Source organism: Mycobacterium saskatchewanense (assembly GCF_010729105.1).
Lineage (GTDB): Bacteria > Actinomycetota > Actinomycetes > Mycobacteriales > Mycobacteriaceae > Mycobacterium > Mycobacterium saskatchewanense.
Window position 1 is genome coordinate 3,868,284 of the sequence record NZ_AP022573.1, and the last position, 20,724, is coordinate 3,889,007.

The 20,724-nt window shown below is 68.0% G+C and carries 18 protein-coding genes; 10 read left to right on the forward strand and 8 right to left on the reverse strand.

The window, feature by feature from the left end:
* The first annotated feature begins 64 nt into the window (after nucleotides 1-64).
* The 6 genes from G6N56_RS18245 (at nucleotide 65) to G6N56_RS18270 (ending at nucleotide 6,300) form a co-directional block, all read left to right on the forward strand.
* Nucleotides 65-1,006, forward strand: a complete 942-nt coding sequence (locus G6N56_RS18245) for a class I SAM-dependent methyltransferase (protein ID WP_085254349.1) — start codon at nucleotides 65-67, stop codon at nucleotides 1,004-1,006.
* A gap of 32 nt (nucleotides 1,007-1,038) precedes the next feature.
* Nucleotides 1,039-1,971: a class I SAM-dependent methyltransferase gene (locus G6N56_RS18250; protein WP_142280464.1), complete on the forward strand. Its 933-nt coding sequence runs from the start codon at nucleotides 1,039-1,041 to the stop codon at nucleotides 1,969-1,971.
* Nucleotides 1,972-2,895: a class I SAM-dependent methyltransferase gene (locus G6N56_RS18255; RefSeq protein ID WP_085254351.1), complete on the forward strand. Its 924-nt coding sequence runs from the start codon at nucleotides 1,972-1,974 to the stop codon at nucleotides 2,893-2,895.
* 86 nt (nucleotides 2,896-2,981) lie between these two features.
* Nucleotides 2,982-4,415: an aldehyde dehydrogenase family protein gene (locus G6N56_RS18260; RefSeq protein WP_085254352.1), complete on the forward strand. Its 1,434-nt coding sequence runs from the start codon at nucleotides 2,982-2,984 to the stop codon at nucleotides 4,413-4,415.
* 50 nt (nucleotides 4,416-4,465) lie between these two features.
* The gene (locus G6N56_RS18265; RefSeq protein ID WP_085254353.1) at nucleotides 4,466-5,326 is read left to right on the forward strand and encodes an SDR family oxidoreductase; all 861 of its coding nucleotides are present in this window, start codon (nucleotides 4,466-4,468) and stop codon (nucleotides 5,324-5,326) included.
* Between the two features lie 5 nt (nucleotides 5,327-5,331).
* A complete protein-coding gene (locus G6N56_RS18270) occupies nucleotides 5,332-6,300 on the forward strand; it encodes an NADPH:quinone oxidoreductase family protein (protein WP_085254354.1) in 969 nt (322 codons plus the stop codon).
* 9 nt (nucleotides 6,301-6,309) lie between these two features.
* On the opposite strand, the gene G6N56_RS18275 is transcribed toward G6N56_RS18270, so the two are convergent.
* The 5 genes from G6N56_RS18275 to G6N56_RS18295 form a co-directional block, all read right to left on the reverse strand.
* On the reverse strand, nucleotides 6,310-8,100 hold the full coding sequence (locus G6N56_RS18275; RefSeq protein WP_085254355.1) for a PE family protein: 1,791 nt from the start codon (nucleotides 8,098-8,100) through the stop codon (nucleotides 6,310-6,312).
* 67 nt (nucleotides 8,101-8,167) lie between these two features.
* Entirely contained in the window at nucleotides 8,168-9,892 is a 1,725-nt protein-coding gene (locus G6N56_RS18280) for a PE family protein (protein ID WP_085254356.1), read from the reverse strand.
* Between the two features lie 148 nt (nucleotides 9,893-10,040).
* Entirely contained in the window at nucleotides 10,041-11,780 is a 1,740-nt protein-coding gene (locus G6N56_RS18285) for a PE family protein (protein WP_085254442.1), read from the reverse strand.
* 127 nt (nucleotides 11,781-11,907) lie between these two features.
* Entirely contained in the window at nucleotides 11,908-12,726 is an 819-nt protein-coding gene (locus G6N56_RS18290) for a tyrosine-protein phosphatase (protein ID WP_085254357.1), read from the reverse strand.
* A 1-nt stretch (nucleotide 12,727) separates the two neighbouring features.
* On the reverse strand, nucleotides 12,728-13,939 hold the full coding sequence (locus G6N56_RS18295; RefSeq protein WP_163645220.1) for an acyl-CoA dehydrogenase family protein: 1,212 nt from the start codon (nucleotides 13,937-13,939) through the stop codon (nucleotides 12,728-12,730).
* A 389-nt stretch (nucleotides 13,940-14,328) separates the two neighbouring features.
* Between G6N56_RS18295 and G6N56_RS18300 the strand changes: the two genes are divergently transcribed.
* Genes G6N56_RS18300 through G6N56_RS18310 form a run of 3 tightly spaced genes read left to right on the forward strand, consistent with a single transcriptional unit; the run spans nucleotide 14,329 to nucleotide 17,179 of the window.
* The gene (locus tag G6N56_RS18300) at nucleotides 14,329-15,420 is read left to right on the forward strand and encodes a Re/Si-specific NAD(P)(+) transhydrogenase subunit alpha (protein WP_085254358.1); all 1,092 of its coding nucleotides are present in this window, start codon (nucleotides 14,329-14,331) and stop codon (nucleotides 15,418-15,420) included.
* A gap of 2 nt (nucleotides 15,421-15,422) precedes the next feature.
* Complete coding sequence (locus tag G6N56_RS18305; RefSeq protein ID WP_085254359.1) at nucleotides 15,423-15,758, forward strand: NAD(P) transhydrogenase subunit alpha part 2; 336 nt, start codon at nucleotides 15,423-15,425, stop codon at nucleotides 15,756-15,758.
* Nucleotides 15,755-17,179: an NAD(P)(+) transhydrogenase (Re/Si-specific) subunit beta gene (locus tag G6N56_RS18310; RefSeq protein ID WP_085254360.1), complete on the forward strand. Its 1,425-nt coding sequence runs from the start codon at nucleotides 15,755-15,757 to the stop codon at nucleotides 17,177-17,179. The genes G6N56_RS18305 and G6N56_RS18310 overlap by 4 nt, the downstream gene beginning before the upstream one ends.
* A gap of 135 nt (nucleotides 17,180-17,314) precedes the next feature.
* Here G6N56_RS18310 and G6N56_RS18315 read toward each other — a convergent pair whose 3' ends face one another.
* The gene (locus G6N56_RS18315; protein WP_090350544.1) at nucleotides 17,315-17,440 is read right to left on the reverse strand and encodes a hypothetical protein; all 126 of its coding nucleotides are present in this window, start codon (nucleotides 17,438-17,440) and stop codon (nucleotides 17,315-17,317) included.
* Between the two features lie 163 nt (nucleotides 17,441-17,603).
* Between G6N56_RS18315 and G6N56_RS18320 the strand changes: the two genes are divergently transcribed.
* On the forward strand, nucleotides 17,604-18,266 hold the full coding sequence (locus tag G6N56_RS18320; RefSeq protein ID WP_085254361.1) for a TetR/AcrR family transcriptional regulator: 663 nt from the start codon (nucleotides 17,604-17,606) through the stop codon (nucleotides 18,264-18,266).
* On the opposite strand, the gene G6N56_RS18325 is transcribed toward G6N56_RS18320, so the two are convergent.
* On the reverse strand, nucleotides 18,250-19,698 hold the full coding sequence (locus G6N56_RS18325) for a PE family protein (RefSeq protein WP_085254362.1): 1,449 nt from the start codon (nucleotides 19,696-19,698) through the stop codon (nucleotides 18,250-18,252). The two genes, G6N56_RS18320 and G6N56_RS18325, sit on opposite strands and share 17 nt — an antisense overlap.
* Before the next feature lie 110 nt (nucleotides 19,699-19,808).
* Nucleotides 19,809-20,705: an alpha/beta hydrolase gene (locus tag G6N56_RS18330; RefSeq protein ID WP_085254363.1), complete on the reverse strand. Its 897-nt coding sequence runs from the start codon at nucleotides 20,703-20,705 to the stop codon at nucleotides 19,809-19,811.
* Nucleotides 20,706-20,724 lie beyond the last annotated feature (19 nt).

Here is a 20,724-nt window from a genome sequence, read left to right on the forward strand (position 1 = left end):
GCGCAGTGACGTGGCGCACAGAGCGCATAGTTTGCCTAACTTACTCCGGTACGATGATGCGGTCATGACTGATGTGGACGCTTCCTTACCTCCTTCACTGCGGACCGCCGGGGACAGCTGGGCCATCACCGAACTCGTCGGCGCCACCGCGCTGGGCGTCGCCGCCGCGCGCGCGGCGGAGACCGCCGGACCCGCCCCCCTGATCCGCGACGAATTCGCCCGGATCCTGGTGTCTTCGGCCGGTGCCCCGTGGGCGCGGCTCGCCGACCCGGAGCTGGCTTGGCTCGACGGCGACGAGCAGGGCCGGCGCGCGCACCGCCTGGGCATCGATTACCAGGCCGTGCGCACCCATTTCTTCGACGAGTACTTCGGGAACGCGGTCGACGCCGGAATCCGCCAGGTGGTGATCCTCGCCGCCGGCCTGGATTCGCGCGCGTACCGGTTGGCGTGGCCCGCCGGCACCGTCGTCTACGAGATCGACCAGCCCAAGGTCCTGGAATACAAGACCGGGACGCTGGAACGGCACGGCGCGGTTCCCGCCGCCAGCCGGCGTCCGGTCGCGGTGGACCTGCGCGACGACTGGCCGGCCGCCCTGACGGCCGCCGGGTTCGATCGCACCCAGCCGACGGCGTGGCTTGCCGAAGGCCTGCTGCCGTACCTGCCGAGCGACGCGCAGGACCGGCTGTTCGAGATGTTCACCGCGCTGAGCGCCCCGGGCAGTCAGGTCGCCATCGAGGCTTTCGGCCTGAACACGCGCAGCAACTCTCAGCGCTGGCAGCGGATGCGCGAGCGACTGGGACTGGACGTCAACGTCCACGCGCTGACGTTCCACGAGCCCGACCGCTCCGATGCCGCCGAGTGGCTGGCCGAGCACGGCTGGCAGGTGCGCGCCGTGAACAACCGCGAGGAGATGGCCCGCCTCGGTCGCCCGGTGCCCGACGACCTGTCCGACGAGGCGGTCCGCAGCACGTTGCTGCGCGGGCGCCTCGACGCCCCATTCGCCTGACCGACTGGTAAGGAGTCAACGCGATGAGCTCACTGCGCAGCCACGACGACACCTGGGACATCAAGACCAGCGTCGGCAGCACCGCCGTCATGGTGGCCGCCGCGCGCGCCGTCGAGACCGAGCGGCCGGACCCCCTCATCCGGGACCCGTACGCCAAACTCCTGGTCACCAACGCCGGCGCGGGCGTGCTGTGGGAGGCGATGCTCGACCCGGAGGTCGCCGCCAAGGTGGAGGCCCTCGACGAGGAGTCTGCGGCCCAGCTCGAGCACATGCGCGGCTACCAGGCCGTGCGGACCAACTTCTTCGACACCTACTTCAAGGACGCCGTCGCCGACGGGATCCGGCAGATCGTGATCCTGGCCTCGGGGCTGGACTCCCGCGCGTACCGCCTGGACTGGCCCGCCGGCACCACGGTCTACGAGATCGACCAGCCGCAGGTGCTGGAGTACAAATCCGCCACGCTGGCCGAGCACGGGGTGACGCCGTCGGCCGATCGTCGCGAGGTGGCCATCGACCTGCGTCAGGATTGGCCGGCGGCGTTGCGCGCAGCGGGCTTCGACCCGGCGGCCCGGACGGCGTGGCTGGCCGAGGGCCTGCTGATGTACCTGCCGGCCGAGGCCCAGGACCGGTTGTTCACCCTGATCGGCGAGCTGAGCCCGCCCGGGAGTCGGGTGTCGGCGGAGACCGCGCCCACCCACGCCGACGAACGGCGCCAACAGATGCGCGAGCGGTTCCGCAAGGTGGCCGACGAGCTCGGCCTCGAGGACACCGTCGACGTCGGGGAGCTGATGTACCGCGACGAGCACCGGGCGGACGTCACGGACTGGCTGAACAAGAACGGCTGGCGCGCCCGCGCGCAGGCCTCGACGGACGAGATGCGCCGGCTCGGCCGCTGGATCGAGAGCGTCCCGATGGCCGACGACAAAGACGCGTTCTCCGACTTCGTGATCGCGGAGCGTCTGTAGATGGCGCGCACCCTGGACGATTCCTGGGACATCGCCACCAGCGTTGGGGCGACCGCGGTGATGGTCGCGCTGGCCCGTGCCCGCGAGACGGCCGCCGCCGACCCGCTGATACGCGACCAGTTCGCCGAACCGCTGGTCTCCACGCCCGAGCTCGAGGGGGTGCGCGAGCAGGTGGCCGCCTGGTGGGCCGGGTCTGACGATGACGACCCGGAGTCCGCCGTCGACGCCCAGGCCATGATCGACTACCAGGCGGTACGCACCCACTTCTTCGACGAGTACTTCGGGAACGCCGTCGACGCCGGAATCCGGCAGGTCGTGATCCTCGCCGCCGGCCTGGATTCGCGCGCGTACCGGTTGGCGTGGCCCGCCGGCACCGTCGTCTACGAGATCGACCTGCCCAAGGTGCTCGAGTACAAGGCGACCGTCCTCGCCGACCACGGCGCTACTCCCGCCGCCGACCGGCGGCCCGTGCCCGTCGATCTGCGCCACGACTGGCCGCAGGCGTTGCGCGACGCGGGATTCGACGCCGGTCGCGCCACCGCCTGGCTGGCCGAGGGGCTACTTCCCTTTCTGCCGGCGGCGGCGCAGGAGGCCATGTTCGCCTCGATCGACGAGCTGAGCGGGCCGGGCAGCCGGGTGGCGGTCGAGATCTTCGGGATCGACCCCGAGAAGCGTCGCGAAGCCGAGGAGAGGTGGGCCGAGTTGAAGGCCAAGCGCGAAGCGCGCGGCCAGGACACCTCGTTCAACCCGTTCGATCTCTGGTTCGACGACGAAGGTCGCCCCGACTCGGCCGAGTGGTTCGGCGCGCACGGCTGGGCCACCCGCACGGTCGGCGCGCGCGAGGAGGCGCTGCGGCTGGGACGCCCGCCGCGGTCCGAGGACCGGCCGTTCGCCAACAGCTTCGTGACGGCAACCAAGCCCTGACGGGCGGATCCTTTCTACTGCTCTCCCAACCGGATGGTTAGGATCGCGGTTATCACCCTCCGGGATGACCCGAGCACGGAAGGACAATGATGACCACCGAATCGGTTGCACCCAAGACATCCGGATCCGCCAACGGAGCGCCGACACCCCCGCCGGTCGACATCCCCGCCACGGTCGCCCGGCTTCGCAAGACGTTCGCCACCGGACGCACCCGCGACATCGAATGGCGCAGGAGGCAGCTTCTGCAGTTGCAGAAGCTGATGGAGGAGAACGAGGACGCGATCGGCGCCGCGCTCGTCGAGGATCTGGACCGGCACCCGTTCGAGGCCTACATCGCCGATGTCGCCACGACCGCCGGGGAAGCGAAGTATGCGGCCAAGCGCGTGCGCAGGTGGACGCGCCGCCGCTACAAACTGCTGGAAATCCCGCAGCTGCCCGGGCGGGGTTGGGTGGAATACGAGCCGTACGGCACCGTGCTGATCATCGGCGCCTGGAACTACCCCTTCTACCTGACGCTGGGCCCGGCGGTGGGCGCGATCGCCGCGGGGAACGCGGTCATTCTCAAGCCCTCGGAGATCGCCCCCGCGTCGTCACGCCTCATGGCCGAGCTGGTGCCGCGCTACCTCGACAGTGATGCGATCGCGGTGGTCGAGGGGGACGGATCGGTCAGCCAGGAGCTGATCGCGCAGGGCCTGGACCGCGTGATGTTCACCGGCGGCACCGAGATCGGCCGCAAGGTCTACGAGGGCGCCGCGCCGCACCTCACCCCGTGCACGCTGGAGTTGGGCGGTAAGAGCCCGGTGATCGTGGCGGCCGACGCCGACATCGACGTCGCCGCCAAGCGGATCGCCTGGATGAAACTGCTCAACAACGGACAGACCTGTGTGGCACCGGATTACGTGATTGCGGACGCACAGATCCGCGACGAGCTCGTGGACAAGATTGCCGCCGCCATCAACAAGTTCACGTCCGACAGGCCCAACGGTGTGCGGATCGTCAACCAGCGCCAGTTCGACCGGATCAGCGGTTACCTGTCCGGTGGGGACGGCAGGGTCGCCGTCGGCGGTAGTTGCGATCGTGCCAGCCTGCGCATCCAACCGGCGGTGGTGGTCGACCCCGATCCCGACGGCCCCTTGATGCAGAACGAGATATTCGGCCCGGTCCTGCCGGTCATCACCGTCCGATCCCTGGACGAGGCAATACGTTTCGTCAATTCGCGCGCAAAGCCGTTGGCGGCGTACCTGTTCACCAAAGCGCGTGAGACGCGCGAACGGGTGATCAAAGAGGTGCCGGCGGGGGGCATGCTCGTCAACCACATCGCCTTTCAGGTGTCGACGGCCAAGCTGCCGTTCGGCGGCGTCGGCGCGTCGGGCATGGGCGCCTACCACGGAAAGTACGGATTCGAGGAGTTCAGCCACCGCAAGTCGGTGCTGACCAAACCGACACGGCCCGACCTGTCGAGCTTCATCTACCCGCCCTACACCCAGCGCGCGTTCAAGATGGCGCGCAGGATGTTCTGATTGCCCGAAATGCTTGCCGGGACACGTTTTTCACCTTAGAGAGGAACCTGATGCCAGGAGTGCAGGATCGCGTCATCGTCGTCACCGGAGCCGGCGGCGGCCTGGGGCGTGAATACGCCCTGACCCTCGCCCGCGAGGGCGCCAGCGTCGTCGTGAACGACCTGGGCGGCGCCCGCGACGGCACCGGAGCCGGCCACAACATGGCCGACCACGTCGTCGCCGAGATCAAGGACGCGGGTGGCCGAGCCGTCGCCAACTACGACAGCGTCGCCGAGCCGGAGGGCGCGGCCAACATCATCAAGACGGCGGTCGACGAGTTCGGCGCCGTGCACGGCGTGGTGAGCAACGCCGGGATCCTGCGCGACGGCACCTTCCACAAGATGACGTTCGAGAACTGGGACGCCGTGCTCAAGGTGCACCTGTACGGCGGCTACAACGTGCTGCGCGCCGCCTGGCCGCATTTCCGCGAGCAGAGCTACGGGCGGGTCGTCGTCGCCACCTCCACCAGCGGCCTCTTCGGCAACTTCGGGCAGACCAACTACGGCGCGGCCAAGCTCGGCCTGGTCGGCATGATCAACACGCTGGCGCAGGAAGGCGCGAAGTACAACATCCACGCCAACGCCGTCGCGCCGATCGCGGCCACCCGGATGACCGAGGACATCCTCCCCAAGGAGGTGTTCGAGAAGCTGACGCCCGAGTACGTCGCGCCGGTGGTGGCCTACCTGTGCACCGAGGAATGCCCAGACACCGCATCGGTTTTCGTGGTCGGCGGCGGCAAGGTCCAGCGGGTCGCCCTGTTCCAGAACGACGGGACGACCTTCGACAACCCGCCGTCGGTGCAGGACATCGGCGAGCACTGGGGCGAGATCACCGACCTCTCCCACGCACAGCGGGCCGCGTTCAAGCTGTAGGGGCCATGAAAGCCTGCGTCGTACAGCGGCTGTCCGGCCCGGACGGCATGGTGTACACCGACATCGAGGACGTCAGCGGCGACGGAAACAACGTCGTCATCGACGTACGGGCCGCGGGGGTCTGCTTCCCGGACCTGCTGCTGAGCAAGGGCGAGTATCAGCTCAAGCTCCCCCCGCCGTTCGTCCCGGGAATGGAGGCGGCCGGGGTGGTACTTTCGGCGCCCGCGGGCTCGGGATTCAAAGAGGGCGAGCGGGTTTCGGCGTTCGGGATTTTGGGCGCCTACGCCGAGCAGGTGGCCGTTCCGGTACCCAACGTGATCCGCAGTCCCGCCGAACTCGACGACGCCGAAGCGGTGTCGCTGTTGGTGAACTACAACACCATGTATTTCGCCCTGGCGCGTCGCGCCGCCATGCGGACGGGCGACACGGTGCTGGTGCTCGGGGCCGCCGGCGGGGTGGGCACCGCGGCGATACAGGTCGCGAAGGCGATGGGCGCGCGCAAGGTGATCGGTGTGGTGCACCGGGAGGCCGCGGCGGACTTCGTGTCGTCGGTCGGCGCGGATCTGGTAGTGCCGCTGGCCGAGGACTGGGCCCAGCGGGTGCGCGACTACACCGGGGGCCGCGGCGTGGACATCGTCGTCGACCCCATCGGCGGTCCGGCGTTCGACGACGCGGTCCGCGTGCTCGCGATCGACGGCAAGCTGCTGGTGATCGGCTTCGCCGCGGGGAGCATCCCGACCGTCAAGGTCAATCGGCTGCTGCTGCGCAACGTCAGCGTCGTGGGCGTCGCGTGGGGCGAATACCTCAACAAGGTTCCCGGCTCGGCGGCGTTGTTCGCCTGGGGCCTGAGCCAGTTGGTGTTCCTCGGGCTCAAGCCGCCGCCGCCACAACGCTATCCGTTGTCCGAGGGTCAGGCCGCGCTGCAGAGCCTGGCCGACGGCGGAGTGCTCGGTAAGGTCGTGCTCGAGCCCTGAGTGCGCCGGCTAACCGGGCGTTGGGGGAACCGTGCCCGTCCAGGCATCCAGGATCGTGGATGCCGCGTGCTGAAAGACCCGCACCTCGAAGCCGCCGAACAGGGTGGCCAAGGCCGTGTCGGCGGCAAGCGGAGCGCCCAACGCGTAGAGCAGCCCTCCCGCCGGATCGCCGCTGGCTATTTGTTCCACCCCGTCCAGGAAAAGGTTCGCGTCGTAGGACGGGACCGAGGCCACGAGCGAGGTTGCCACGTCGGCAGTCGGGAGCAGGGTCGAGTACGCCGCCGAGGCGGAGGTCGCGATGGCGTCGCTGACGTTCGTGTTCGCCGACTCGAGCGATGCGATGAAACTGTTCGGCGAGGACAACGCCGACGTCAGTGCGGGAATCAGGCCGGACCCGCCGGTCCCCAGCGACGTCAGGTCGGGCAGCGAAAAGCTCGGTGGCGTAGCCAGATCCGCTCGAATGTCGTTCACGAAGGCGGTGACGCCTTGCTGGGCCCCGGTCCCGAGAGCGGAAAGGACGCCGCCGGGGCTGACCGGCGGGATCACGCCGAAGGCCGTCGGGACGTTCGGCGGATCGGGCGACCAACCCTGCGTGGTGCTGCCGTAACCCAGGTCGACGATCACGCGCAGATCCGGTTGCAGAAGATCGGCGATCGGGTGGCCGATGACCGGTATCGCCCGCACCGGGGCCAGCAGCGGCAGGTCCTTGGTGGGAACGATGTAGTAGTCCGTGAGCGGATGGCCCACCGTGTTGGTCAGGTGAATGGCGTTCGCGATCTGGTCGGGTGTCAGGAATGGGTAGCCGCCGTGCAGCTCGATGATGCCCAAGAAGGCGTTGAGGTCGGAGAGGAAGTTGAGGGGGTACTGCGGGAAGTCCGCGAAGCCGTCGTACTCGATCGTGTAGATGTGGGTCGGGAAGGAGTTGTCCGGCGTGGCAGTGCCGAACGTCAGGCCGAGGCTCGGCAAGGTCAGGCCCGGAAAGCGGGCGAACACACCGCCGTTCGGGTTGGCGGGATCGCCGACCAGCGTGAAGTTCAGGTTCACGCCGGGAGGTAGCAGGCTCATCCCCGGCGTGTTGGTGGGGTTGAGCAGGTGCATTTCCAGGGAAGAGATGATGGCGCTCTGCGAGTAGCCGAAGACGTTGACGGTGTTCGCGGTGCCGCCCAGGATCGCGTACTGCTGGATCGCGTCGTTGAGGATCGTGAGCCCGCGGGCCAATGACACGTCCAGGGTCAGGTCCTTGATTCCGGTGAGCGGGTACAAACCCTCGGGCGTGCTGATCCCGATGTTGGTGCCGGCACCCCAGAACGGGTTGGTGAACAGGGGCGGAATCCCGTCGATGTACTCCTGCGACGGAATGGGGTAGCCACTGGCACCGAGGACCAAGGTATAAATCGGGTCGCCTGCGGCGAAACTCTGCGTCGCCGATATCGTCCCCGTCACGGTCGACATGGTGGGCCCGGCGTTGCCGCTCAGCAGCGCCAGCGCGTCGGCCGCGAGAGTGTGCAACGCGTTTGACGCCGCAATCTCGGCTCCCTCGTAGGCGCTTCCCGCGGCGGACAGCGCCGCTACGAACTGGTCGTGGAAGGCGACCGCGCGCCCGAGCAGCGCCTGATATTCCTGGCCGTACGCGCCGAAGATAGCCGCGGTGACCGCCGAGACCTCGTCGGCGGCCGCGGCCGTAATGGCCGTCGTCGGTGCCGCGGCCGCGGCCCCGGCAGCGCCGATCGCCGAGTTAATTCCCGCGGCGTCAGCAGCGGCAGCGGCCAGTAATTGCGGTTGAATGGCTAAGCCCGCCATACGGTTTTCCCTTCACGACCCCCCGCATCAGACAGCTTAGAGCCACCTGCCCATTTCCGTGAGGCCGTTACGGCGTCGGATGCGGCGTGCCGTTGAAGATCGTGCCGAGCGCGCTGGCGAACACCAGGAAGTTCACGCCCCCCGCGACGGTGCCGAGTCCGACGTCGGCGGCGATCGGGTCGCCGAACGCATGCATGAGCCCCTCGATCGGCTGGCCGGCGACGGCCTGCGAGATCCCGTTGAGGAACAGGTTCGCGTCGTACGACGGCAGCGTGACGGCCACGGCGGTCGCGATGTCGGCCGTCGGCAGCAGCGTCGCGTAGGCCGTCGACACGTCCGAGGCGAACGTGTCGACGAGGTTTGTGTTGGCCGTCTGAAGGCCGTGGATGAACCCGTCGATGGACGCGGGGGACAGCAACGTTCCGGGCGACGGCAAAGAGAACTGTCCGCCCCCGCCGAGGTCGGGCAGCGACAGGTGTGGCAGCACCGGCGGTCCCTCGGCCTGTAATGCGTTGAACGCGTTGACCATTCCTTCGTGCGCCCCGCTGACCAGATAGCCGGGCAGCGAGGTGGTCGCGCTGAGCGGCGGGAACAGGCCGAACGGGGTGGTCACATTGGCCGGGCCGGTCGACCAGCCGTAGGCCGGGTCGCCGTAGCCCCAGTTGACGATGTAGCGCAGATCCGGCTGGAGCAGCTCGGCGAGCGGGTTGCCGATATAGGGAATGGCGCGCAGCGGCTCGACCAGGGGCAGGTGGGGGCTGGGGATCATGTTGTAGGTGGTCCCGCCGGCGTAGCCGGGGGTGGTCGGCAGGGTGATGGCCGTGGCCAGCTGAGCGTCCGGGATCTGCAGGTAGGTGCCGTGCACGTAGATGATGCCCATCAGGGCGTTGAGGTCGGACAGGAAGTTGATCGGGTATTGGGGGAAGTCGGCGAACCCGTCGTATTCGAGCGTGTTGTTGATGACGGTGAACCCCGTGTTCGCGTTCATCCCGCCGTAGAACGGCAGGCCGAGGCTGGGGATGTTCAGGCCCGGGAAGCGGGCTAGCAGACCGCCGTTGGGGGTCATCTCGTTGCCGACGAGGACAAAGCTCACCGAGGTCGGATCCACATGGGCGGCCTGCAGGATCGGAAGCTCGAGCGCGGCCAGGATGGCACCCTGCGAGTAGCCGAAGACGTTGACGCTGTGGTTACCCGCCGCGAGCTGGCCCATGATCGCGTTGTTGAGGATCGTGAGGCCGCGGTCCACCGAGATGTTGAGGGTCAGGTCCTTGATCCCGGTGATCGGGTAGAGGCCCTCGGGCGTGAACAGGCCCTGGATGTTGTTGGTGGTGAAGAACGGCGAGATGTACTTGGCGTAGGCCGAGGCGATGTATTGCGCGCTCGGGATCGGCACGCCGCTGGCGCCCAGGATCAGTGACACGTCAACGGGTGTCGCCGCGGCGGGGGCGGCGGCCAGCGCCGACGCGGCACCGGTCTGTGCCGGTGCGATCAGTGACTGGAGGGCGGTCGACGCCTCGGTCTCGACCTCGGCGTAGGCGGTCCCGGCTGCGGCCAGGGCCGCCGCGAACTGGTCGTGGAATGCCCCCGCCTGCCGGACGAGTTCCTGGTAGCCCCGCGCGTATTCGTCGAACAGGGCCGCGGTTGCCGCGGATACCTCGTCGCCCGCCGCGGCTACCACACCGGTCGTCGCGCCGGCCGCCGCGGCGTTGGCCGCGCCGATCGTCGAGCCGATCGCCGTCACATCGGCGGCCGCGGTCGCCATGAACGCTGGCTGAGCGAGGACGAAACTCATGGACGCGAGCCCTTCCGCTGGATCATTCACCACGTAAACACGTGGTCAGCGTAGAGGGGCCGGGCCGTTTTGTCCGAGTTTTGCGCTCAGCCCTGGGGGCAGGGCGAAACGCGGTGTGGTGCAGTGCTTATCGGCGAGCGCCAAGCACTCACTGCGGGCCGGGGTTCGGGACGCCCGTGAAGATCGTTTCGCCGGCGTTGACGAAGTTGATGAGTTCGAATCCGCCCGCCAGCGTCGTCAGCCCGATGTTGGCGGCGATCGGTCGGCCGAAGGCGTCCATCAGCCCCCCAATCACGTTGCCGTCGACCGCTTCCGAGATGCCGTCGAGGAACAGGTTGAAGTCGTAGGACGGCAGGGTGACGGCGATGGCGGTCCCGATGTCCGCGGTCGGCAGCAGCGTCGCGTAGGCAGTCGAGAAGTCGGCCGTCAGGGTGTTGACCACCGTGGTGTTGGCCGACTGGATGCCGGCGATGACGTCGTTGAACGACGGGATCGCCGGGGCGGCCAGCACGGCTCCGCCCGTGGCTCCGGCTCCCGGGATGAGGCTCGTCAGGCTCGACAGGCTGGGTAGCGACGTCGGGACCATGGCGGAGATGTCGTTCGCGAACGCGGTGATCCCCTGCTGGGTGCCGCTGGCCAGGAGCGGTCCCAGCTGTGCGGTCGCGCTCAGCGGCGGCAGGAATCCGAACGGGGTCTGCACGTTGGCGGGACTGGTGGAGAACCCGAAGTTCGGGTCGCCGTAGCCCCAGTTGACGATCGCCTTCAGGTCCGGCTGGATCAGGTCCGCCAACGGGTTCCCGAGGAACGGGATCGCGCGCAGCGGCGTCAGCAGCGGCAGGTTCTCGGTGGGGATCATGTAGTAGTTCGTCATGCTGTTCGGGGTGCCCAGGTTCTCCGAACCGGGCAGCAAGAAGGCCTGCGCAATATGTGCCGGGTCGAGGGTCGGGTAAGTGCCGTGCACGAACACGATGCCCGCCAGTGCGTTGAGGTCGGAGAAGATGTCGATCGGGTAGCGCGGGAAGTCGGCGAATCCGTCGTATTCGAGGGAGTAGATGCTGGTCGGGAAGAGGTTGCTCGGCGTCGAGGTGCCAAACGTGACGCCGAGGCTCGGGAAGCTCAGGCCGGGAAAGCGCGCGAGGAGGCCGCCGTTGGGGTTGGCCGGGTCACCCAGCAGGGTGAAGAACATCTGGTTTGCGTGGACGCCCGCGGCGGCGAGGTTCGGCATCTCCAGCGAGGCGATGATCGCACTCTGCGAGTAACCCAGGACCGACACGGGTTGTCCTGCGGCGGTGGCCAGTGCCTGGTTGATGGCATTGTTCAGTTCGGTGACCCCGCGGGCCAGCGAGATGTCCAGCGTCAGGTCCTTGACGCCGGTGAACGGATACAGCCCCTCCGGCGTGGAGACGGCCTGGAGCGGGCCATTGAGGAAGGGCCCGAAGGGATTGAGGGCGGACAGGTATCGGGTGAAGACGTTGTTCAGGTACGTCGTCGACGGGGTGGCGGTGCCGCTGCCCGTCATGATCAGGTTGACGGCCACAGCCGGGTCGGCCGCCTGAAGCGCCTGCCCGAAAACGGGGCTGGTGTAGTTGAGCCCGAGCATGGCCGCGATCTCGTTCTCGGCCTGGGTGTACGCGGTCCCGGCCGATCCCAACGAAGCGACGAACTGGTTGTGGAACGCGGTCGCCTGCTGCAGTAGCGCCTGGTACTCCTGGCCGAACGCGCCGAAGAACTCCGCGGTGACGGCCGAGACCTCGTCCTGCGCGGCCGCCACCAGGTTGGTGGTCGAACCGGCGGCGGCGGCCCGGGCCTCGTCGATGGCCGAGCCGATCGCGGACGCGTCCGCCGCGGCCGAGGCCAGGAGTTGGGGCTGCGCAATCAAAGTCGACATCGGGGTTCCTTCCGGCGATACGGTTTTGGTCGCGGTACCGAAGACGCTGCCAACCCGCATACGGCGCATCGCTGGAACCGGCAGGAGTCAGCTTAGAACCATCCCCCGTTCATGTTCGCGTTTTGCGTCAGCCGAGGAGCGCGTCGCGTAAGCGGTCGACATCCTCCGGAGTGACCCCCGCGTCGCGCAGGTAGGCGTCCAGCGAACCGAATTCGTCATCGATCGTCTGGCGCGCCGCGGCCAGGTATTCCGTGCGGACACCGAGAACGCCGTCGGACAGGCGGGCCTCGGTGAAGGTGACGACCTCCGGGGTCAGCTCGGTGTCCGACCTTTGCTGGATCATCTCGGAGATCCGGGCCCGCAGGTCCGGCACGGCCTCGTTGCTGCGCAGGTAATCTTCGACGATGGTGTCGCGGTCGACGCCGACCGCCTCCAGTACCGTCGCCACCACGAAGCCGGTGCGGTCCTTGCCCGCGAAGCAGTGCGTCAGCACCGGACGCTCCGCCGCCAACAGCGTGATGACGCGGCGCACCGCGCGCTGCGCCCCATTGCGGGTGGGGAATTGCCGGTACTCGTCGATCATGTAGCGGACCGTGGTCTCGTTGATGGACTCGTCCGGTTCACCGTTGGTCAGCAGCTGCTGGAAAGCGTGTTCGTGTGGCGCCGCACCGTCATTCGATTCGTCGTCGGCGAGATCGGGGAACGGCAGCAGATGGATGTCGACGCCGTCGGGCACCCGGCCCGGTCCGCGGCGGGCGACCTCGCGGGAGGCCCGCAGGTCGGCGACGTCGGTGATGCCCAACCGCAGTAGCGTCGCCCGGCCGTCCTCGTCGAGCCGGCTCAGCTCACTCGACCGGAACAGCCGCCCCGGCCGCAGCGCGGTGGCTCCGTCGGCGACGTCGCGAAAATTCCACGCGCCGGGCAGTTCCCGCAGTGCCGCCGCCATCTCAGGTGACCGCCGCCGCGAACGGTGACTTCTCGTGGCCGAGCTCGGCGCGGGCGATGGTCCGCATGTGCACCTCGTCGGGGCCGTCGAACAGGCGCATGGCCCGATGCCAGCCGTACGAGCGGGCGAGCACCGTGTCCTCGCTAACCCCGGCGGCGCCGTGCACCTGGATGGCGCGGTCGATCACATCGCAGGCCACTTGCGGCGCCACCGCCTTGATCTGCGAGACCAACGTGTGGGCTGCCTTGTTGCCGTGCTGGTCGATCGTCCACGCCGCCTTGTGACACAACAGCCGGGCCTGATCGATCTCATTGCGCGACTTGGCAATCGCCTCCCGAACCACGCCCTGCTCGGCCAGCGGGCGGCCGAAGGCCACGCGATTCTGCACCCGGTCGACCATGAGGGCGAGCGCGCGTTCGGCGCCGCCGAGCGCACGCATGCAGTGGTGGATGCGACCCGGGCCCAGCCTGGCTTGGGCGATAGCGAAGCCGCCACCCTCTTCGCCGAGCAGGTTCGTGACCGGCACCCGGACGTTGTCGTAGATGATCTCGCAGTGGCCGGGCTGGTCCTGGTAACCGAAGACCGTGGTGGAACGCACAACCGTCACGCCCGGGGTGTCCATGGGCACCAGGACCATCGACTGCTGCTGGTGCGAGGCGGCGTCGGGGTTGGTGCGGCCCATCACGATGAGGATTTTGCAGCGCGGGTCGGAAGCACCCGAGGTCCACCACTTGCGGCCGTTGATGACGTAGTCGCCGCCGTCGCGCACGATCGAGGTCTCGATGTTGCGGGCGTCGCTGCTGGCGACCGCCGGCTCCGTCATCGAGAAGGCGCTGCGGATCTCGCCGTTCAGCAACGGCTCGAGCCACTGCTTGCGCTGCTCCTCGGTGGCGAACAGGTGCAGGGTTTCCATGTTGCCGGTGTCGGGCGCAGCGCAGTTGATTGCCTCCGGAGCGATCTCCAGGCTCCACCCCGTCAACTCGGCGAGCGGGGCGTACTCCAGGTTCGTCAGTCCGGACTCAGCCGGTAGGAACAGGTTCCACAGGCCGAGCTCCTTGGCCTTCTTCTTGAGTTCCTCGATGATCGGCGGAACGGTGTGGTCATTCGGGCCGGCCTCGTGACGAAATTTGTCGTAGTCGGCCTCGGCCGGAAAGACGTACTCGATCATGAAGTCGGACAGTCGCTTGTGGTAGTCGTTGGCTTTTGCCGACATCGCGAAGTCCATGACGGTCACGATAGGACACGTGCGGTGACGCCTCGTTTCCGGTCACCGGCGGGACGCTTAATCGTCGTTGTCGATCGGGATGCGCCAGTCATAAACGTGTGCGATCAACGGCGGCGTGTCGTCGCGGACGATTATGTGTCTAGGGGCTGGAGGGGCTGGGGATCCGGAGGCGCCGGGCCTCGTGATCCCACTCGGCCGCCGTCGCCCCTCCAGCCGCGCGAGTCATAAACGTGTGCGATCAACGGCGGCGTGTCATCGCGGACGTTTATGTGTCGAGCCTGGAAAAAGGCGCCCCCGCAGCGCCGGTTAGGGTGGCTGAGCGCGCCGGCTAGCACCGGCCGGCAATCCGTGAAGTAGAGAAAGTAGATGTACGCGCCATGACAGATGCGCACACGACGGTGGGAGTGGTCGCCGAGTCCGGCCCCGACGAGCGGCGCGTCGCGTTGGTACCCAAAGCGGTCGCGTCGCTGGTGGGTAGCGGCGTGGCGGTGGTGGTCGAGTCCGGCGCGGGAGAGAAGGCGCTGCTGCCCGACGACCTTTACACCGCGGCCGGGGCCAGCATCGGGGACGCCTGGGCCGCCGACATCGTTGTCAAGGTAGCGCCGCCGACCGCCGACGAGGTGCGCAAGCTGCGCCAGGGGCAGACGCTCATCGGCTTCCTGGCGCCGCGCAACGCCGACAACTCGATCGGCGCGCTGACCGAGGCCGGTGTGCAAGCGTTCGCCCTCGAGGCCATCCCCCGCATCTCGCGCGCCCAGGTGATGGACGCGCTGTCGTCCCAAGCGAACGTCGCCGGATACAAGGCCGTGCTGCTGGCGGCCTCGGAATCGACCCGGTTCTTCCCCATGCTGACGACGGCGGCGGGAACCGTGAAGCCGGCCACCGTGCTGGTGCTCGGCGTCGGCGTAGCCGGGCTGCAGGCGCTCGCCACCGCCAAGCGGCTCGGCGCGCGGACCACCGGCTACGACGTTCGGCCCGAGGTCGCCGACCAGGTCCGCTCTGTGGGGGCGCAGTGGCTCGACGTCGGCATCGACGCGGCGGGCGAGGGCGGCTACGCCCGTGAACTCACCGAAGCCGAACGCGCCGAGCAGCAGCAGGCGTTGGAGAAGGCGATCACCGGGTTCGACGTTGTGATCACCACGGCGCTGGTCCCGGGCCGGCCAGCGCCGCGCCTGGTGACCGCCGCAGCGGTGGAAGGAATGAAGCCCGGCAGCGTCGTGGTCGACCTCGCGGGCGAAACCGGGGGCAACTGCGAACTCACCGAGCCCGGGCAGACCGTCGTCAAGCACGGCGTGACGATCGCCGCCCCGCTGAACCTGCCCGCGACCATGCCCGAGCATGCCAGCGAGCTCTACAGCAAGAACATCACGGCGCTGCTGGACCTGTTGGTCAAAGACGGCAAGCTGGACCCGGACTTCGACGACGAGGTCATCGCGGCATCCTGCGTGACCCGAGCACAGAAAGCCTAGAAATGTACGACGACCTACTGGCCAACCTGGCGATCCTGGTGCTGTCCGGGTTCGTGGGGTTCGCGGTGATCTCCAAGGTGCCCAACACGCTGCACACCCCGCTGATGTCGGGCACCAACGCCATCCACGGCATCGTGGTGCTCGGCGCGCTGGTGGTGTTCGGGGAGGTGGAGCACCCGTCGGTGGCGGTGCAGATCATCCTGTTCGTCGCGGTGGTGTTCGGCACGCTGAACGTGATCGGCGGGTTTATCGTGACCGACCGCATGCTGGGCATGTTCAAGGGCAAGAAGAAATCGCCCGCCAAAGCCGAGGAGCCCCAGAAGTCGGTGTCCAAATGAACTACCTGGTGATCGGGCTGTACATCGTTTCGTTTGCCCTCTTCATCTACGGGCTGATGGGCCTGACCGGGCCCAAGACCGCGGTTCGGGGCAACCTCATCGCCGCGGTCGGCATGGCCATCGCGGTGGCGGCCACGCTGGTCGCGATCCGGCACACCACCCAGTGGCCGCTGATCATTGCCGCCCTGGTGGTTGGGCTGGTGCTCGGCGTCCCGCCCGCGCGCCTGACCAAGATGACCGCCATGCCGCAGCTGGTGGCCTTCTTCAACGGGGTCGGCGGCGGCACCGTCGCGCTCATCGCGCTGTCGGAATTCCTTGAGACGAAGGGCTTTTCGGCCTTCCAGCACGGCGAGTCGCCGACGGTGCACATCGTGGTGGCGTCGCTGTTCGCCGCGATCATCGGATCCATCTCGTTCTGGGGATCGATCATCGCGTTCGGCAAGCTGCAGGAGATCATCTCCGGGTCACCGATCGGGTTCGGCAAGGCCCAGCAGCCGATCAATCTGCTGTTGCTCGTCGGCGCGGTGGCCGCGGCCGTGGTCGTCGGCGTGCACGCCCATCCCGGGACGGGCGGGGCGTCGCTGTGGTGGATGATCGGCCTGCTCGCCGCCGCCGGCGTGCTGGGCCTGATGGTGGTCCTGCCCATCGGTGGCGCCGACATGCCCGTGGTCATCTCGCTTCTCAACGCGATGACGGGGCTGTCGGCGGCCGCGGCCGGCCTTGCGCTGAACAACACCGCGATGATCGTGGCGGGCATGATCGTCGGCGCTTCCGGCTCGATCCTGACCAACCTGATGGCCAAGGCGATGAACCGCTCGATCCCCGCGATCGTCGCGGGCGGATTCGGCGGCGGCGGGGTGGCGCCCAGCGGTGACGGCGGCGGAGACAAGCACGTCAAGTCGACGTCGGCGGCCGACGCTGCGATCCAGATGGCCTACGCCAACCAGGTGATCGTGGTCCCGGGCTATGGCCTGGCAGTCGCGCAGGCCCAGCACGCCGTCAAGGACATGGCGAGCCTGCTCGAGGAGAAGGGCGTGCCGGTGAAATACGCCATCCATCCGGTGGCCGGCCGAATGCCCGGGCACATGAACGTGCTGCTGGCCGAGGCCGAGGTGGACTACGACGCCATGAAGGACATGGACGACATCAACGACGAGTTCTCGCGGACCGACGTCGCGATCGTCATCGGCGCGAACGACGTCACCAACCCGGCGGCCAGGAACGAACAGTCCAGCCCGATCTACGGCATGCCGATTCTCAATGTGGACAAGGCCAGGTCGGTGATCGTGCTGAAGCGCTCGATGAATTCAGGATTCGCGGGCATCGACAACCCGCTGTTCTACGCCGACGGAACGACCATGCTGTTCGGGGACGCTAAGAAATCGGTGACCGAGGTCGCCGAGGAACTCAAAGCCCTCTAGCTAGCGGGTCACCGCCGAAAAGCGTAGGTGATCGGGAGCGCGGCGGAGCCGGGCGAAGCGGGTCACCGCCGAAAAGCGTAGGTGATCGGGAGCGCGGCGGAGCCGGGCGAAGCGGGTCACCGCCGAAAAGCGTAGTTAGACGGGCGGGTAGGCGGGCGGCGGGTAACCGTTACCGTCGACGACACCCCGCAGGCCCCACGGCACATACCGGAGGAAGAACTCGATTTCGTCGCTTGCGTCGTAGTCCGGACTTGGGTCCATGGTCCATCCCTTCGAGTCGCGACTTGGTTCGTCAAGTGAGTCTAGTCCCATCCTTGGCGGTCCGACACCCGGCGTCATGCCTAAACTGGCCAACCAGTTAGTTGATAATTAGCCTTATCCGCGATCCGGCCCTCCCCGCCGGCAGTGACGATAGTGAGCAAAGATGCCATCCGACAACGGCCTGACGCGCCGCGAGGAGTTGCTGGCCGTGGCCACCAAGCTGTTCGCCGCCCGCGGCTATCACGGCACCCGGATGGACGACGTCGCCGACGTGATCGGGCTGAACAAGGCGACGGTGTACCACTACTACGCCAGCAAGTCGCTGATCCTGTTCGATATCTACCGGCAGGCCGCCGAAGGCACGCTGGCCGCCGTCCACGACGACCCGACCTGGACGGCGCGCGAGGCGCTGTACCAATACACCGTCCGGCTGCTCACCGGGATCGCCGCCAACCCGGAGCGGGCCGCGGTTTACTTCCAGGAGCAGCCGTACATCACCGAGTGGTTCACCGCCGAGCAGGTCGCCGAGGTCCGCGAGAAGGAAGCCCAGGTCTACGAGCACGTGCATGGGCTGATCGACCGCGGGATCGCCAGCGGCGAGTTCTTCGAGTGCGACTCCCACGTGGTGGCCCTCGGCTATATCGGGATGACGCTGGGTAGCTACCGCTGGCTGCGGCCGAGCGGCCGGCGCACCGCCAAGGAGATCGCCGCGGAGTTCAGCACCGCGCTGCTGCGTGGGCTGATCCGGGATGAAACCATCCGCCAGCACTCCCCACTCGGATCCGACAGCGCCGACGCGGCTATCAGCTCTAGATCGGTGGAATGATGTGCAGCACGTTCCCGACGACCCCGCTCAGCGTCGACAGCAGGGTCGTGCTCGGCTGGCCGAGGAAGAAGTTGAGGCCGGGATTCGTCGACGGCACCCACGGGTAGGCGTCGGGGAAGTACGACGGCGACAACAGCCCCGCCTCCACGCCGATCTCCACCGCGGCGCCGTACGGGCCCTGCACCGCCCCCAGCGCGAGGTCGGGAATCACGGTGAAGGGGTTCGGTATGTCCAGCAGGCCGGCCGGAGTCGGCACGTTCGCGTAGTTGAGGCCTGCCCCGTAATCGCCATAGCCCAGGTCGACGAGCACCCGCAACGTGGGCTGGAAGATGTCGGCGATCGGCGGACCGGCGTAAGGGATGGCGCGGATCGGCGAGAGCAGCGGCAGGTTCTGCGTCATGATCATGTAGTAGTCGGTGTTGCCGCCGCTGGTCGGCAAGTGCACGGCGTTGGCCAGCTGGGCGGCCGTCAGGTCCGGGTAACTGCTGTGGACGGCGAAGTAGCCCATGAAGGCGTTGAGGTCGGCGACCAGATTGAGCGGGTACTGGGGGGTATCGGCGATACCGTCGTACTGGATCGTGTAAATGCTTGTGTGCCAAGGTGATTGGGGAGTAGCGCCATTGAACGGCACGTCCAGGCCCGGAATGTAGAAGCCGGGGAAGCGCGCGAGCAGGCCCCCGACGGGGTTGTTCGGGTTGCCGACCAGCATGAACGACAACTGGTTCGGCAGCGGCTGCAGATTCGCGGGCAGCGCCAGCAGGGCGTTGATTTCGTTGGTGGCGATCGTGGCGCTCTGCGAGTAGCCGAAAACGAAGGCGCCGTTGGTGGAATTGCCGAGCAGCGTCGTCAGCTGGCTGTTGAGGAGGCCGACGCCTTTGGTCACGGATTGTGCGAACGTCAAGCTGCCGAGATTCGGGGTGATCGGCCAGAACTGCTCCGAGGTGAACAGGCCCAACGGAATGGCCGCCGGGAGCTGCGGCCTGATGTACGCGTTGAAGATGCTGTTCACGTATTGGGTCGCGGGCAGCGGGTTGCCGGTGCCGCCCATGATCACCGCGTACAACGGATCACCCGACGGCGACTGGGCCAGCGTCGTCAACAGGCTGGGCCCACCACCGGCGGCGGGGGCCGGGCCTAGGAGGGTGGCCGCGGCGGCGGCTTCGGCCTGCGCATAGGTGTTCGCCGCACCGGCCAACGCCTGCGTGAATTCGCTGTGGAAGAGCCCGGCCTGAGAGATCAGCGCGTGGTATTGCCGGCCGTACCCGGCGAACAGCTGGGCGATGGCCGCCGACACCTCATCCTGCGCGGCCGCGAGCAAACCGGTCGTCGGGCCCATAGCTGCCCCGCCGGCGGCGCTGATCGCCGATCCGATGTTCTCCACTTGGGCGGCCGTGGCCGCCAGCAGGTCGGGCGCTGTAACGACGTACGACATCTCGCCGGTCCTTCCCCTCGACGGCGGCCCCTGCCCGGAGGTACTGAGAGACTAGAGCGGTCATCCCGGGAAGTCTGGCGTTTCGCACAACTCGCGTGAGTTTGCTCCGGCTACGCGGCGGCGCCCTTCAGGTGGCGGTCCAGGAAGTCAATTTGGTCGGCCACCACGCGCTCGAACGCATCGCCGACGTAGATGGCGAAGTGCCCCTCGGGGTACGTCCTGACCTCGCCGCGCGGCGCCTTCGCCGCGTACCGCAGTGTGGCTTTCGCCGGTGCCACCGTGTCCGTTTCGCACACGCAGAACAGGATCGGGCAGGCGATCTTCGCAGCCAGGCGGCCCGGCCGGTACGTGATGATCTTCAGCCCGATGCGCGCCGCCACCTCGTTGGGCAGCCGCACGCCTTCGGGCACCAGCCTGAGGTAGCCCTCGTAGGCGTCGGGCGCGTTCATCAGGGCGACCTCACCCGGCCGCCCCGCCGTCGGGACCATCACCGGCGGTTTGCCCGTTCGGGCCGCGACGACGTCGCGCAGCGCCCGCGCGGTGATCCGCGCGGTGATCAACGGGCTGAGGGTGCGCGACGAGGCGATGCCGTCGGTGAAGGGGCACTGGGCCACCACCGCGGCGATTCCCGGCAGCCGGGCCGCCGTGGAGATCACGTGACCGCCCCCGAAGGACGTGCCCCACAGCCCGATTCGATCGCGATCGATGCCATCGAGCGTGCGGGCGTATGCGACCGCGGCGGCCCAATCCTCAAGCTGCATGCCGATGTCCAGCAGCTGACGCGGCCGGCCCTCGCTGTCGCCGAAGTTGCGGTAGTCGAACACCAGGCAGGCGTAGCCGGCGGCGCTGAACCGTTCGGCGTAGGCGTCCAGCCGCATGGTGCGCACCGCGCCCAGGCCGTGCGCCATCACCAGGAGCGGCGCGGGCCCGCCGCCCGCCGGTCGGTAGAGCCACGCGCTGATCCGGTCGGCACCGGAGAGGAACTGCACATCGTCACGTTGTGTCATCGGCGGGTTCCATTCTGCG

Excerpts from the sequence above, each read along its gene's own strand:
- G6N56_RS18245 (WP_085254349.1), top strand. The coding sequence starts at position 65 with ATGACTGATGTGGACGCTTCCTTACCTCCTTCACTGCGGACCGCCGGG.
- G6N56_RS18255 (WP_085254351.1), top strand. The coding sequence starts at position 1,972 with ATGGCGCGCACCCTGGACGATTCCTGGGACATCGCCACCAGCGTTGGG.
- G6N56_RS18260 (WP_085254352.1), top strand. The coding sequence starts at position 2,982 with ATGATGACCACCGAATCGGTTGCACCCAAGACATCCGGATCCGCCAAC.
- G6N56_RS18265 (WP_085254353.1), top strand. The coding sequence starts at position 4,466 with ATGCCAGGAGTGCAGGATCGCGTCATCGTCGTCACCGGAGCCGGCGGC.
- G6N56_RS18270 (WP_085254354.1), top strand. The coding sequence starts at position 5,332 with ATGAAAGCCTGCGTCGTACAGCGGCTGTCCGGCCCGGACGGCATGGTG.
- G6N56_RS18275 (WP_085254355.1), bottom strand. The coding sequence starts at position 8,100 with ATGGCGGGCTTAGCCATTCAACCGCAATTACTGGCCGCTGCCGCTGCT.
- G6N56_RS18280 (WP_085254356.1), bottom strand. The coding sequence starts at position 9,892 with ATGAGTTTCGTCCTCGCTCAGCCAGCGTTCATGGCGACCGCGGCCGCC.
- G6N56_RS18285 (WP_085254442.1), bottom strand. The coding sequence starts at position 11,780 with ATGTCGACTTTGATTGCGCAGCCCCAACTCCTGGCCTCGGCCGCGGCG.
- G6N56_RS18290 (WP_085254357.1), bottom strand. The coding sequence starts at position 12,726 with ATGGCGGCGGCACTGCGGGAACTGCCCGGCGCGTGGAATTTTCGCGAC.
- G6N56_RS18295 (WP_163645220.1), bottom strand. The coding sequence starts at position 13,939 with ATGTCGGCAAAAGCCAACGACTACCACAAGCGACTGTCCGACTTCATG.
- G6N56_RS18300 (WP_085254358.1), top strand. The coding sequence starts at position 14,329 with ATGACAGATGCGCACACGACGGTGGGAGTGGTCGCCGAGTCCGGCCCC.
- G6N56_RS18305 (WP_085254359.1), top strand. The coding sequence starts at position 15,423 with ATGTACGACGACCTACTGGCCAACCTGGCGATCCTGGTGCTGTCCGGG.
- G6N56_RS18310 (WP_085254360.1), top strand. The coding sequence starts at position 15,755 with ATGAACTACCTGGTGATCGGGCTGTACATCGTTTCGTTTGCCCTCTTC.
- G6N56_RS18315 (WP_090350544.1), bottom strand. The coding sequence starts at position 17,440 with ATGGACCCAAGTCCGGACTACGACGCAAGCGACGAAATCGAGTTCTTC.
- G6N56_RS18320 (WP_085254361.1), top strand. The coding sequence starts at position 17,604 with ATGCCATCCGACAACGGCCTGACGCGCCGCGAGGAGTTGCTGGCCGTG.
- G6N56_RS18325 (WP_085254362.1), bottom strand. The coding sequence starts at position 19,698 with ATGTCGTACGTCGTTACAGCGCCCGACCTGCTGGCGGCCACGGCCGCC.
- G6N56_RS18330 (WP_085254363.1), bottom strand. The coding sequence starts at position 20,705 with ATGACACAACGTGACGATGTGCAGTTCCTCTCCGGTGCCGACCGGATC.